Annotated in this window: 12 protein-coding genes; 7 read left to right on the top strand and 5 right to left on the bottom strand. The window is 56.4% G+C overall.

The window, feature by feature from the left end; translation table 11 throughout:
- Nucleotides 1–69: 69 nt before the first annotated feature.
- The 4 genes from yidC to rpmH are packed head-to-tail and all read right to left on the bottom strand — an operon-like array spanning nucleotide 70 to nucleotide 2,455.
- Entirely contained in the window at nucleotides 70–1,716 is a 1,647-nt protein-coding gene (yidC, locus tag LU196_RS17225; protein WP_232760741.1) for a membrane protein insertase YidC, read from the bottom strand.
- 2 nt (nucleotides 1,717–1,718) lie between these two features.
- Nucleotides 1,719–1,976: a membrane protein insertion efficiency factor YidD gene (gene yidD, locus LU196_RS17220; protein ID WP_232760740.1), complete on the bottom strand. Its 258-nt coding sequence runs from the start codon at nucleotides 1,974–1,976 to the stop codon at nucleotides 1,719–1,721.
- Nucleotides 1,940–2,299: a ribonuclease P protein component gene (rnpA, locus tag LU196_RS17215; protein WP_232760739.1), complete on the bottom strand. Its 360-nt coding sequence runs from the start codon at nucleotides 2,297–2,299 to the stop codon at nucleotides 1,940–1,942. The genes yidD and rnpA overlap by 37 nt, the downstream gene beginning before the upstream one ends.
- Before the next feature lie 15 nt (nucleotides 2,300–2,314).
- The gene (gene rpmH / locus LU196_RS17210) at nucleotides 2,315–2,455 is read right to left on the bottom strand and encodes a 50S ribosomal protein L34 (RefSeq protein WP_003849659.1); all 141 of its coding nucleotides are present in this window, start codon (nucleotides 2,453–2,455) and stop codon (nucleotides 2,315–2,317) included.
- Nucleotides 2,456–3,057: 602 nt separating this feature from the next.
- Here rpmH and dnaA point away from each other — a divergent pair.
- The 7 genes from dnaA to LU196_RS17175 all read left to right on the top strand — a co-directional run bounded on the left by dnaA (nucleotide 3,058) and on the right by LU196_RS17175 (nucleotide 12,099).
- Nucleotides 3,058–4,461 (top strand): chromosomal replication initiator protein DnaA, encoded by a 1,404-nt coding sequence (gene dnaA, locus LU196_RS17205; protein WP_232760738.1) that lies wholly within the window; start codon nucleotides 3,058–3,060, stop codon nucleotides 4,459–4,461.
- A 5-nt stretch (nucleotides 4,462–4,466) separates the two neighbouring features.
- Nucleotides 4,467–5,567, top strand: a complete 1,101-nt coding sequence (dnaN, locus tag LU196_RS17200; RefSeq protein WP_232760737.1) for a DNA polymerase III subunit beta — start codon at nucleotides 4,467–4,469, stop codon at nucleotides 5,565–5,567.
- 179 nt (nucleotides 5,568–5,746) lie between these two features.
- Nucleotides 5,747–6,832, top strand: coding sequence for a DNA replication/repair protein RecF (gene recF / locus LU196_RS17195; RefSeq protein ID WP_232760736.1), 1,086 nt, complete (start codon nucleotides 5,747–5,749; stop codon nucleotides 6,830–6,832).
- A 17-nt stretch (nucleotides 6,833–6,849) separates the two neighbouring features.
- Entirely contained in the window at nucleotides 6,850–9,258 is a 2,409-nt protein-coding gene (gene gyrB, locus LU196_RS17190; RefSeq protein ID WP_232760735.1) for a DNA topoisomerase (ATP-hydrolyzing) subunit B, read from the top strand.
- A gap of 263 nt (nucleotides 9,259–9,521) precedes the next feature.
- On the top strand, nucleotides 9,522–9,758 hold the full coding sequence (locus LU196_RS17185; protein ID WP_232760734.1) for a hypothetical protein: 237 nt from the start codon (nucleotides 9,522–9,524) through the stop codon (nucleotides 9,756–9,758).
- A gap of 147 nt (nucleotides 9,759–9,905) precedes the next feature.
- Nucleotides 9,906–10,715: a sugar-phosphatase gene (gene yidA, locus LU196_RS17180; protein WP_232760733.1), complete on the top strand. Its 810-nt coding sequence runs from the start codon at nucleotides 9,906–9,908 to the stop codon at nucleotides 10,713–10,715.
- A gap of 121 nt (nucleotides 10,716–10,836) precedes the next feature.
- On the top strand, nucleotides 10,837–12,099 hold the full coding sequence (locus tag LU196_RS17175) for a DUF3748 domain-containing protein (protein WP_232760732.1): 1,263 nt from the start codon (nucleotides 10,837–10,839) through the stop codon (nucleotides 12,097–12,099).
- Here the strand turns inward: LU196_RS17175 and LU196_RS17170 are convergent.
- A complete protein-coding gene (locus LU196_RS17170; RefSeq protein WP_232760731.1) occupies nucleotides 12,077–12,436 on the bottom strand; it encodes a YceK/YidQ family lipoprotein in 360 nt (119 codons plus the stop codon). The genes LU196_RS17175 and LU196_RS17170 overlap by 23 nt on opposite strands.
- Nucleotides 12,437–12,498: the final 62 nt, after the last annotated feature.

Below are 12,498 nucleotides of genomic sequence, written 5' to 3'. Positions count from 1 at the left end.
TTACGTGAAAAAAAAGGGGCGACATAAATGTCGCCCTTGATTATACGTCCTGCAGCGTGGTGCGGGGCGTTATGCTTTCTTCTTCTCTCGGCTGTGCAGACCGCGTTTTTCCAGGCCGCGATAAATCAGCTGCTGCTGGAGAATGGTCACCAGGTTGCTGACGATGTAGTACAGCACCAGACCAGACGGGAACCACAGGAAGAACACGGTGAAGATAACCGGCATGTACGTCATGATCTTCTGCTGCATCGGATCGGTCACGGTGGTCGGTGACATCTTCTGAATGAAGAACATGGTGATGCCCATGATCACCGGCAGGATGTAGTACGGATCCTGCGCGGACAGATCGTGAATCCACAGGATAAACGGCGCATGACGCAGTTCAACCGAGCCTGACAGCATGTAGTAGAGCGCCAGGAAGATAGGCATCTGAATAACCAGTGGCAGACAGCCGCCCAGCGGGTTGACCTTCTCCGCTTTGTACAGCGCCATCATCTCCTGGCTCATCTTCTGCTTGTCATCACCCAGACGTTCACGCATCGCCTGAATTTTTGGCTGCAGCATGCGCATTTTGGCCATCGAGGTGTACTGCGCTTTAGTCAGCGGGTACATGATGCCACGCACGATGAAGGTGATCACGATAATGGAGAAGCCCCAGTTACCGATGAAGCTGTGCAGGAATTTCAGCAATTTAAATAGCGGCTGAGAGATAAACCACAGCCAGCCGTAATCCACGGTCAGATCGAGGTGAGGCGCGATGGCCGCCATCTTGTCCTGGATTTCAGGGCCAACCCACAGCGTCGCGCCGAGGTCTTGCTGGGCGCCCGCCGCAATGCTGACCGGCGCTGATTTATAACCAATTGCCGCCACACCGTTACCGAGGTTGCTGGTATACAGGGTGTTGTTGCCCTGCGTGCGCGGTACCCACGCCGTCGCGAAGTACTGCTGCAGCATCGCCACCCAGCCGTTACTGGTGGTGGTGTTCAGGTTCTCGTTATCTGCGATGGTGTCGAACTTATACTTTTCATATTTTGCCTCGCTGGTGGAGTAAGCGGCACCACGGAAGGTGTGCAGGGCAAAATTGTTGCTGCCGGTGTCACGGTGCTTAGGCAGATCAATGGTCTGCTTCAGCTGACCAAACATCGCCACTTCCAGCGGCTGCGAAGAGGCATTGTTGATGTTGTAGTCAACGTTTACCGCAAATTCACCGCGCTTGAACACGAAGGTTTTGGTGTAAACCACACCGTTTTCTCCGGTCCAGGTCAGCGGGACACGCAGCTCGCTCTGGCCATCGGCCATCTCAAAGTGATCCTGAGCAGTGGTATAGAGCGGGCGTGCGCCATTGTTCGGGTTATCCGGGCCGTTACGACCGGTCAAGCCGCTCTGCGCCTGGTAAACGAACGCCGGCGTGGTTTCCAGCAGTTGGAACGGTGCATCAGAACCCAGCTTGTCCGGGTAGGTCAGCAGCTGTGCTTGTTCAATATCGCCACCGCGCGTATTGATGTTGAGTGACAGGACATCTGTCTTAACGGTGATCGTTTTGCCCTGGCCGCTGGCCGGCACGCCGGAAGTGGCGGCATCACCCGCTGTGCTGCTTGTGTTCTGCGTGGTCTGAGTTTGCTGTGGCTGCGGAGCGTGGTCCGTCTGCCAGGCTTGCCAGATCATAAAAGACACGAACAGAAAAGCGATGAGAAAGAGATTGCGTTGCGAATCCATCGTTAATGTTCTCTGGTATCAAAGGTTTTTGGCGGCACAGGATCGTCGCCACCCGGGTTCAAAGGGTGGCATTTTAATACGCGTTTTAACGTCAACCAACTGCCTTTTATGATGCCAAAGCGGCGTAAGGCCTCAATCCCATACTGCGAACAGGAGGGATGGAACCGGCAATGGGGTCCCAGCAGTGGGCTGATGACGCGCTGGTAAACGCGTATCAAGGCGATCAGGAGCCGCGCGCCAGGCGACAGTGACGACGCCATAATTTCTCCAACGCTTCCGTCAGCGCACGGTTATCAAGGTCGGCAATCCCTTTTTTTGCCACGATCACAAAATCCATCGCCGGCAGTTCGTGTTGACGAAGACGAAAGCTTTCACGGGTCAATCGCTTGATCCGGTTGCGTTCGTGCGCGCGTTTCACATGCTTTTTGGCGACGGTAAGACCGATGCGGGGATGCCCCAGCGAATTTAGGCGGCCGAGGATGGTGATTTGCGGCGTGCCAGCCCGAAGAGGTTGCTGGAAGACGAAAGTGAAATGAGCGGGAGTTAACAAGCGTAACTCCCTGGGAAATGCGAGCTTAACCACGAGGGTTAGCTTTTATTACTTAGAAACGGTCAGACGAGAACGGCCTTTAGCACGACGACGTGCCAGAACCTGACGACCATTTTTTGTTGCCATACGAGCACGGAAGCCGTGTGAACGGTTGCGCTTCAGTACGGACGGTTGAAAAGTGCGTTTCATGGCGATTTCTACCTAAACTTGAAAAATTTCACTGGGTGACGCGTTTTCTGGCCAGTAAAAGGACCGACGCCTCAATGTGTCTTTAATAAAGAGGCGGGATTGTAATAATTGTACAGTCCAGAGTCAATTTACTTCGCTTGCCGCAGTGCCTGGAAAACCCGGATACAGCCCACTTATTCCGGGCATCAAGACCCTACGAACCAATGCCGGGTGGAGAATTATACGGGCAATAAAGGAAAGCGCAAGGATCGTCCAGGATCTTCTTGCGATCGCGTCGGCGCGATCCACATTAAAAAGTGCGATGCAAGCGTAAAATCTGCCGCTTTCAGCAAGATCCTGGCCTGCTTTTTCGCCAGACGGCGTAAACTCATTGGCACCTGAGCAGCCTGTGGATAAATTGCAGCAAAACTGTGTAGAAAGGGAAGATCTCTGTGCCGCTTTGCGCTATGATCCGCCCTTCCGCTAACGATCCTTCCCGCGATCGCCAGCGGAGACTACCGCAAATAGCGGTCGCAGGCGCTTTCTGACCGCCTGTGTCAAAAAAGACAGTTTCTATTATTAGCGCCTAAATTCTTATCGATTTTGTACGAGTGGAGTCCGCCGTGTCACTTACGCTTTGGCAACAGTGTCTTGCCCGTTTGCAGGATGAGCTTCCTGCCACCGAATTCAGTATGTGGATTCGTCCGCTACAGGCTGAATTAAACGACAATACGCTGGCCTTGTATGCACCAAATCGGTTTGTACTCGACTGGGTTCGGGATAAATACCTCAATAGTATCAACGGGCTGCTGAATGAGTTCTGCGGTGCGAACGTACCGCTTTTGCGTTTTGAAGTGGGCACGCGCCCGGTGGCTCAACAACCTGTGGCGCAACCGGCTATGGCCAGCAGCGTCGCGGCGCCTGCGCCAGCGGAACCGCGTCCGGCACCGGCGCCGCCGGTTCGTCCTAGCTGGGATTCTGTACCGGCACCCGCCGACGTCACTTACCGTTCTAATGTCAATAATCGTCACAATTTCGATAACTTCGTTGAAGGTAAATCTAACCAACTGGCCCGCGCGGCGGCGCGTCAGGTGGCGGACAATCCTGGCGGTGCGTATAACCCTTTATTCCTTTATGGCGGCACGGGGTTAGGGAAAACGCACCTGTTACATGCGGTGGGCAACGGCATTATTGCGCGCAAACCCAACGCGAAGGTGGTCTACATGCACTCCGAGCGTTTCGTTCAGGACATGGTAAAAGCGCTGCAAAACAACGCCATCGAGGAGTTTAAGCGTTATTACCGCTCCGTTGACGCACTGCTGATCGATGACATTCAGTTTTTTGCCAACAAAGAGCGTTCTCAAGAGGAGTTTTTCCATACCTTCAACGCGCTGCTGGAAGGCAACCAACAGATTATCCTGACGTCTGACCGCTATCCAAAAGAGATCAATGGTGTAGAAGATCGCCTGAAATCCCGCTTCGGCTGGGGACTGACCGTCGCCATTGAGCCGCCTGAGCTGGAAACGCGCGTGGCCATCCTGATGAAGAAAGCCGATGAAAACGACATCCGTCTGCCGGGTGAAGTGGCGTTCTTTATCGCCAAGCGCCTGCGTTCTAACGTGCGCGAGCTTGAAGGGGCATTGAACCGCGTCATCGCGAACGCTAACTTTACCGGCCGCGCGATTACTATCGACTTTGTGCGTGAAGCCCTGCGCGATCTGCTGGCGCTGCAGGAGAAGCTGGTCACCATTGATAACATCCAAAAAACGGTGGCGGAATATTACAAAATCAAAGTGGCGGATTTACTCTCGAAGCGCCGTTCGCGCTCGGTAGCCCGTCCGCGCCAAATGGCGATGGCGATGGCCAAAGAGTTAACCAACCACAGCCTGCCGGAGATCGGCGATGCGTTTGGTGGCCGCGATCATACTACCGTGCTTCATGCCTGCCGGAAAATTGAGCAGCTGCGTGAAGAGAGCCACGACATCAAAGAAGATTTCTCTAACCTCATTCGAACTTTATCTTCCTGACGCTTATGAAATTTATTGTTGAACGTGAGCAGTTGCTAAAACCCCTGCAACAGGTAAGCGGTCCGCTTGGCGGACGCCCGACGCTGCCCATTCTGGGCAACTTATTGCTGCAGGTGAATGACGGTACGCTGTCGCTTACCGGCACCGATTTAGAAATGGAAATGGTCGCGCGCGTGGCGCTGACCCAGGCGCATGAGCCCGGTGCCACCACCGTGCCTGCACGAAAATTTCTCGATATTTGCCGCGGATTGCCCGAAGGGGCAGAGATCAGCGTGATGCTGGAAGGCGATCGCATGCTGGTGCGCTCTGGCCGCAGCCGCTTTTCGCTCTCAACGCTGCCCGCCAGCGATTTCCCGAACCTGGATGACTGGCAAAGCGACGTCGAGTTTACGCTGCCACAGGCCACGCTGAAACGTCTGATTGAAGCGACCCAGTTTTCCATGGCGCATCAGGACGTTCGTTACTATCTCAACGGCATGCTGTTTGAGACGGAAGGCGAGGAGCTGCGCACGGTTTCCACCGATGGTCATCGTCTTGCGGTCTGCTCAATGCCGATTGGTCAGGCGCTGCCTAGCCATTCTGTGATTGTGCCGCGTAAAGGCGTTATTGAGCTGGTGCGTCTGCTGGATGGCGGTGAGACGCCGCTGCGGGTGCAAATTGGCAGCAGCAATATTCGCGCGCACGTGGGTGATTTTATCTTCACCTCTAAGCTGGTGGACGGACGTTTCCCGGATTACCGGCGCGTCTTGCCTAAAAATCCCGACAAGGTGCTGGAAGCCGGCTGCGATCTGCTCAAGCAGGCTTTTGCCCGTGCGGCGATCCTGTCGAACGAGAAGTTCCGCGGCGTTCGCATCTATATTACCGAAAATCAGCTTAAGATAACGGCAAATAACCCGGAGCAAGAAGAAGCCGAGGAGATGCTGGACGTGTCTTATAGCGGCACCGAATTAGAGATCGGCTTCAACGTCAGCTATGTGCTGGACGTGCTTAATGCGCTGAAGTGCGAGAATGTGCGCCTGCTGCTTACCGACTCTGTGTCCAGCGTGCAGATTGAGGACGTGGCAAGCCCTGCCGCAGCCTATGTCGTCATGCCGATGCGCTTGTGATCGTTTAGCGGGCTAACTTACTCGCTATTTTGCTCCCGGGCAGCGCTCGTCCCTGGAAGCATACTTCAGTATGCTTCAGGGGCTGCGCGCTGGCCGTGTGCAAACTGGCTTCGCCGTTTACGCCCTGAATAACAGGGTGAGGTGAACACTCCCTTCTTAATGCGCAGCTGGATTGATTCATGGCTTTAACCCGCCTCCTGATTAAAGATTTCCGCAATATTGAGCAGGCCGATTTACAGCTAGCGCCGGGCTTTAACTTTTTGGTCGGTGCTAACGGCAGCGGCAAAACCAGCGTGCTGGAGGCGATTTACACGCTGGGCCACGGGCGTGCGTTTCGCAGCTTGCAAGCCGGCCGCGTGATCCGTCATGAGCAGGATGCGTTTGTCCTGCATGGCCGCATTGAAGGCCGCGAGCGCGACCTGTCCGTGGGCCTAACCAAAAACCGCGCGGGCGACAGCAAAGTGCGCATTGACGGCAGTGACGGGCACAAAGTGGCCGAGCTGGCGCAGTTGTTGCCCATGCAGTTGATTACGCCCGAAGGGTTTACGCTGCTTAACGGCGGCCCCAAGTATCGACGAGCTTACGTTGATTGGGGCTGCTTCCATGCCTACCCAGGCTTTTTTCTGGCCTGGAGCAATCTGCGCCGTCTGCTTAAGCAGCGCAACGCGGCCCTGCGCCAGGTATCGCACTATGGCCAGCTGCGTCCCTGGGATCAGGAACTGGTGCCGCTGGCAGAGCAAATTAGTCAGTGGCGCGCCGAATACAGTGCCGCGATCGCCAAAGAGATCGTGGCGACCTGCAGTCAGTTTTTACCTGAGTTCGCGCTCTCTTTCTCTTTTCAGCGCGGCTGGGATAAAGAGAGCGACTACGCGGAACTGCTGGCGCGCAACTTCGAGCGCGACCGCGCGCTCACCTACACCGCCAGCGGCCCGCATAAAGCCGATTTTCGCATTCGTGCGGACGGCACGCCGGTAGAAGATTTACTCTCACGCGGTCAGCTTAAGCTGCTGATGTGTGCGCTGCGCCTGGCGCAGGGTGAATACCTGACAAACAGCAGCGGACGCCGCTGTTTGTATCTCATTGATGATTTTGCGTCGGAGCTGGATGACAGCCGTCGTCGGCTGCTGGCCGATCGGCTCAAAGCCACGCGGGCACAGGTGTTTGTTAGCGCCATCGGCGTTGAACATGTAATCGACATGAGCGACGAAAAGGGCAAGATGTTCCGCGTGGAACAGGGTAAAATAGCGGTTCAACCTGAAGATTAAATGAGCGAGAAACGTTGATGTCGAATTCTTATGACTCCTCAAGTATCAAAGTCCTTAAAGGGCTTGATGCGGTACGCAAGCGCCCGGGCATGTACATCGGCGATACGGATGACGGCACCGGTCTGCACCACATGGTATTCGAGGTCGTGGATAACGCAATCGACGAAGCACTCGCCGGTCACTGTAGTGAAATCCAGGTGACCATCCATGCAGACAACTCCGTTTCCGTTCAGGATGATGGTCGTGGTATTCCCACCGGCATTCACCCGGAAGAAGGGGTGTCGGCTGCTGAAGTCATCATGACCGTGCTGCACGCAGGCGGTAAATTTGATGACAACTCTTACAAAGTCTCCGGCGGTCTGCACGGCGTGGGTGTTTCCGTGGTCAATGCGCTGTCACAAAAGCTGGAGCTGACCATCCGTCGCGACGGCAAAGTGCATCAGCAAACTTACGTGCACGGCGTGCCGCAGGCACCGCTCGCCGTGACCGGCGATACCGAGACCACCGGTACCCGCGTGCGCTTCTGGCCAAGCCATGACACCTTTACTAACGTCACCGACTTCGAATACGAGATTCTGGCTAAGCGCCTGCGCGAGCTGTCCTTCCTGAACTCTGGCGTCTCCATTCGCCTGGAGGACAAGCGCGACGACAAGCAGGACCATTACCACTACGAAGGCGGGATCAAAGCGTTTGTTGAGTACCTCAACCGCAACAAAAATCCGATCCACCCCAACGTGTTTTATTTCTCTACCGAGAAAGACGGCATTGGCGTGGAAGTGGCGCTGCAGTGGAACGACGGTTTCCAGGAAAATATTTACTGCTTCACCAACAACATTCCCCAGCGCGACGGCGGTACGCACCTGGCGGGCTTCCGCGCGGCGATGACCCGTACGCTGAATGCGTATATGGACAAAGAAGGGTACAGCAAAAAAGCCAAAGTCAGCGCTACCGGTGACGATGCGCGTGAAGGCCTGATTGCCGTGGTATCGGTGAAGGTGCCGGACCCGAAATTCTCCTCGCAGACCAAAGACAAGCTGGTCTCTTCCGAGGTGAAATCCGCGGTTGAGCAGCAGATGAATGAGCTGTTGAGCGAATACCTGCTGGAGAACCCTACCGACGCAAAAATCGTCGTGGGCAAAATCATTGATGCCGCGCGCGCGCGCGAAGCCGCTCGTCGCGCCCGTGAAATGACGCGTCGTAAAGGCGCACTGGATCTCGCAGGCCTGCCGGGCAAACTGGCGGACTGCCAGCAGCGCGATCCGGCGCTGTCAGAAATCTACCTGGTGGAGGGTGACTCCGCAGGCGGCTCCGCTAAACAGGGCCGCAACCGTAAAAACCAGGCGATTCTGCCGCTGAAGGGAAAAATCCTCAACGTAGAGAAAGCGCGCTTCGACAAAATGCTCGCGTCGCAGGAAGTCGCCACGCTGATTACCGCGCTTGGCTGCGGCATTGGTCGTGACGAGTACAATCCCGATAAGCTGCGCTACCATAGCATCATCATCATGACCGATGCGGACGTTGATGGCTCACACATCCGCACGCTGCTGCTGACGTTCTTCTACCGTCAGATGCCTGAAATCATCGAGCGTGGCCACGTCTACATCGCGCAGCCGCCGCTCTACAAAGTGAAAAAAGGCAAGCAAGAGCAGTACATCAAAGATGATGAAGCGATGGATCAGTATCAGATTGCGATCGCCCTGGATGGCGCAACGCTGCACACTAACGCCAGCGCCCCCGCGCTCGGCGGCGAGCCGCTGGAAAACCTGGTGGCGGAGTTCAACAGTACGCAGAAGATGATCAAACGCATGGAGCGCCGCTTCCCGATGGCGCTGCTGCGCGCGTTGATTTATCACCCAACGCTGAAGGCGCTGACCGACCGTGCTGAGGTAGAGGGCTGGCTGAATGCGCTGGTGGCGTATCTCAACGAGCGTGAAGCACACGGCAGCACCTACATGGCGGTGCTGCGTGAAAACAGCGAGCAGCAGCTGTTTGAACCGGTGGTGCGGGTGCGCACCCACGGCGTGGACACCGATTATGCGCTGGATAGCGAATTCATCGATGGCGGCGAGTACCGTAAAATCTACACGCTGGGCGAGAAACTTCGCGGCCTGATCGAAGAAGATGCGTACATTGAGCGTGGCGATCGTCGTCAGCCGGTGGCCAGCTTTGAGCAAGCGATTGAGTGGCTGGTCAAAGAGTCACGCCGCGGCTTGTCGGTACAGCGCTATAAAGGCTTGGGCGAGATGAACCCGGATCAGCTGTGGGAAACCACCATGGACCCGGACAGCCGTCGCATGCTGCGCGTGACCATCAAAGACGCTATCGCGGCCGATCAGCTGTTCACCACGCTGATGGGCGATGCGGTGGAGCCACGTCGTGCGTTCATTGAAGAGAACGCCCTGAAGGCGGCGAACATCGATATCTGATAAACCGCGCAGACGTGAAAAACCCTTCTTCGGAAGGTTTTTTTTTTGGCCGCCGCAGACGCGCGGCGGCCACAGGCGCGAAGCGGCGTGGTTTTGGCTTTCTGGGCCTTTAGGCGCGGATTACGCGTGCGTGCTGTTCGTTTGAGACATTTCTTGTATGGCCGAAAGGGGGGTTAACGAAATATTGAGGCCGCACCGCAGCCGCGCGTGTGAATGCTTATCCCAAAGCCCTCTCTTCCATATGTTAATTAAGGACACAGTGAATGAAAAAGACCGCTCTGGCCCTTCTGGCCGCCGCTGCGATGACCGTTTCAGCCGCGCACGCAGCCGATGCCATGAAAAAAGACGCCATGATGAGTGATGACATGCACATGGAAATGTCGAAAGACCAAAAAAGCATGAAAGAGACCATGCACAAAGACGGCATGGAGATGAAAGAGACCCAGCAGCAAGACGGCACGGACATGAAAGACATGAGTAAAGAGAACATGCATCACTAAGCGCCCGCGCATCAGCACAAAAAAAGCCATTGCGACACGGATGGCTTTTTTGTTGCGCTTAGAAAAAGGCCGCGCAAACAGCCATAATGGTTAATGTGAACTGAATCGCGTTAGCATTCAGGCAAACTCTGACTTAACGAGGATGGTATGGCGATAAAATTGGTTGCGATCGATATGGACGGTACGCTGCTGAATCCACAGCATGAGATCACCCCTGCCGTGAAATCCGCGATTGCACGTGCGCATCAAAAAGGCGTGAAGGTGGTGTTAACCACCGGGCGACCGTTGGTCGGCATTCAGCGCTACCTGAAGGAGCTGGATCTGGCGGAAGCCGGGGAGTACTGCATCAGCTATAACGGTGCGCTGGTGCATCATGCCGATACGGGCGAGTGCATCGCAGAGATCACGCTGGGCTTTGAAGATTATCTGTATGTGGAACAGCTCGCGCGCGAGCTGGGCGTCCACTTCCAGGCCTTTGATCGCAGCGCGCTTTACACGCCTAACAAAGACATCAGCGAATTTACCATTCATGAAGCCAACCTGACCGGCATTCCCTTGCGCTATCGCGCGGTGGATGAAATGGACCGCGCCACCCGTTTTCCCAAACTGATGATGATCGACAAACCCGTGCTGCTGGACGCGGCTATCCAGCGTTTGCCGCAGGAGGCGCGCGAAAAATACACGCTGCTGAAAAGCGCCGCGTACTTCCTTGAGATTCTCGATCCGCGCGTCAATAAAGGGCAGGGCGTAAAAATGCTGGCCGAGAAGCTGGGCCTGACCCGAGACGAAGTGATGACTATCGGCGATCAGGAAAACGATCTGGCGATGATTGAGTACGCGGGCACCGGCGTGGCGATGGGTAACGCGATTGAGTCCGTAAAAGCCATTGCGCAGTTCGTTACCAAAAGCAATGGGGAAGATGGCGTTGCGCATGCCATTGAGGAACTGGTGCTGTAATACGCCGCACCGCCTGCGCCCCAGGCGGTGCACACTTTTTCTCCTTTACTCCCGCAAAAATCCTGCAGCGCAGGGCATTATCACGTACTTTATTTGGCAACGTTGAAAGTAAGGTTGTCCTATGTCAGAGAAGCAGCTCACCTTTGCCCCCCGTCATCATCAGCTAACCAATATCAATGTCTGGACAGCAGACAGCCAGTGGCTGGCGTTTGACGTGCGTCCCTCCGGCGCGTCGTTTACCGGCTTAACCATTGAGCGCGTCCATGCAGAGAGCGGCACCACGGAGGTGCTGTATCAGGCGCGTGACGGGGCGCACGTGGGGGTTGTCACGGTGAGTCCGGATAATCCGCCGCGCTATGTCTGTATCCACGGCCCCGAACACCCCGATGCGCACTGGCACTATGATTTTCATCACCGACGCGGCGTGATCGTTCAGCAGGGGCGTGCGGAAAATCTGGACGCTTGCGATATCACGGCGCCTTTTACGCCCGGTGCCCTGCGCGGCGGTTCCCACGTGCATGTGTTTAGTCCGGACGGATCGCGCCTGAGCTTTACCTACAACGATCACGTGATGCACGCGTGGGATGCGCGCGAAGATCTGCGCAACGTGGGCGTGGCGCTTCCGCTGCATCCGGTGTGCCCACCGAAGCAGCATCCGCGCGAATACGATGGCAGCCATTTCTGCGTGCTGGTCAGCCAGACGCAGCGCGATCCGCAGCCGGGCAGCGACCAGATCGATCGCGCCTATGAAGAGTGCTGGATTGGCCATCAGGGCTATCAAAAGACGAACGGAGAGTGGCAGCGCTGGGCCATCGCCTTTATCGGCGACACGCGCGCGGTGGACGGCAGCAAGGTGCCCGAAGTGTTCGTGGTGGATCTGCCGGAAGCGTTAAGTGATTACGCGCAGGCGGGCAGCGCGCCGTTAGAAGGCACGGCCACCACGCTGCCCGCGCCACCGGCAGGCGTTCAGCAGCGCCGGATCACTTATACGCACGGCTTGGCGCTGCAGCCGCGGCACTGGCTTCGTGCCTCGCCCGACGGCAGCGCTATCGCATTTTTGATGACTGACCACCGCCAGACCGTTCAGCTCTGGACCGTGTCACCCAACGGCGGCGCGCCGCGTCAGGTAACGCAGCTGCAGCACAGCATCCAATCGGCTTTTAGTTGGCATCCGGCGGGCAATGCGGTGGCGTTTGTGTGTGATAACAGCGTGATGGTCTGTGACGTTGCCAGCGGCCAGTGCCAGCGGCTCACTGCGCGCAGCGCGCGCGCGCCGTCTGGTGATGCGGTGGTGTGGTCACCAGACGGAGAGAAAATTGCCTATATGCGGGACGTTGCGGGATGGCGTCAGCTGTTTTACGTTAGTGCGCAGTCGCAGGCATAGCGGCGGCAGTTGCCAGGCTGGCCTCGGTGCCCGCTTGTTTTTCACTCTGCAGCACGCGATCGTGCGCGGAATTTTTATGGGTGCCGTCATCGGCACGCAGCCAGTCCCACGGCAGTAAAAGCGTATCCATCACCGCCGAGAACGGTAAGTCGATCACCGCCAGCGGCTTCATGACCCAGCCGCTGTTATCGTCAGCAATGATACGGGCGCTGGCGCGCGTACCGGGATAATACCCCTGATCGCCGCCGGTGTGCGACATGACGCTGGCGCAGCCCGACGTGGTGAGCGCACAGCAAACAAACAGGCTGGATAGCGATAGGCTTTTCATCAATTTCATGTTGGTCTTCCCTTCAGTCATGGCATCGCCTTGGCTGGAGTGTTTCACCGGAAGGACGCAGC

The sequence above is a fragment of the Pantoea sp. Mb-10 genome (genome assembly GCF_021272205.1).
GTDB lineage: Bacteria > Pseudomonadota > Gammaproteobacteria > Enterobacterales > Enterobacteriaceae > Pantoea.
The sequence above is the reverse complement of the archived record's forward strand: the minus strand, read 5'-3'. Positions and strand labels throughout refer to the sequence as shown.

What these genes read in the sequence shown, in the direction of transcription:
- yidC (WP_232760741.1), bottom strand. Translation starts at nt 1,716, where the DNA reads ATGGATTCGCAACGCAATCTCTTTCTCATCGCTTTTCTGTTCGTGTCT.
- yidA (WP_232760733.1), top strand. Translation starts at nt 9,906, where the DNA reads ATGGCGATAAAATTGGTTGCGATCGATATGGACGGTACGCTGCTGAAT.
- LU196_RS17185 (WP_232760734.1), top strand. Translation starts at nt 9,522, where the DNA reads ATGAAAAAGACCGCTCTGGCCCTTCTGGCCGCCGCTGCGATGACCGTT.
- LU196_RS17170 (WP_232760731.1), bottom strand. Translation starts at nt 12,436, where the DNA reads ATGAAATTGATGAAAAGCCTATCGCTATCCAGCCTGTTTGTTTGCTGT.
- dnaN (WP_232760737.1), top strand. Translation starts at nt 4,467, where the DNA reads ATGAAATTTATTGTTGAACGTGAGCAGTTGCTAAAACCCCTGCAACAG.
- yidD (WP_232760740.1), bottom strand. Translation starts at nt 1,976, where the DNA reads ATGGCGTCGTCACTGTCGCCTGGCGCGCGGCTCCTGATCGCCTTGATA.
- gyrB (WP_232760735.1), top strand. Translation starts at nt 6,850, where the DNA reads ATGTCGAATTCTTATGACTCCTCAAGTATCAAAGTCCTTAAAGGGCTT.
- LU196_RS17175 (WP_232760732.1), top strand. Translation starts at nt 10,837, where the DNA reads ATGTCAGAGAAGCAGCTCACCTTTGCCCCCCGTCATCATCAGCTAACC.
- recF (WP_232760736.1), top strand. Translation starts at nt 5,747, where the DNA reads ATGGCTTTAACCCGCCTCCTGATTAAAGATTTCCGCAATATTGAGCAG.
- rpmH (WP_003849659.1), bottom strand. Translation starts at nt 2,455, where the DNA reads ATGAAACGCACTTTTCAACCGTCCGTACTGAAGCGCAACCGTTCACAC.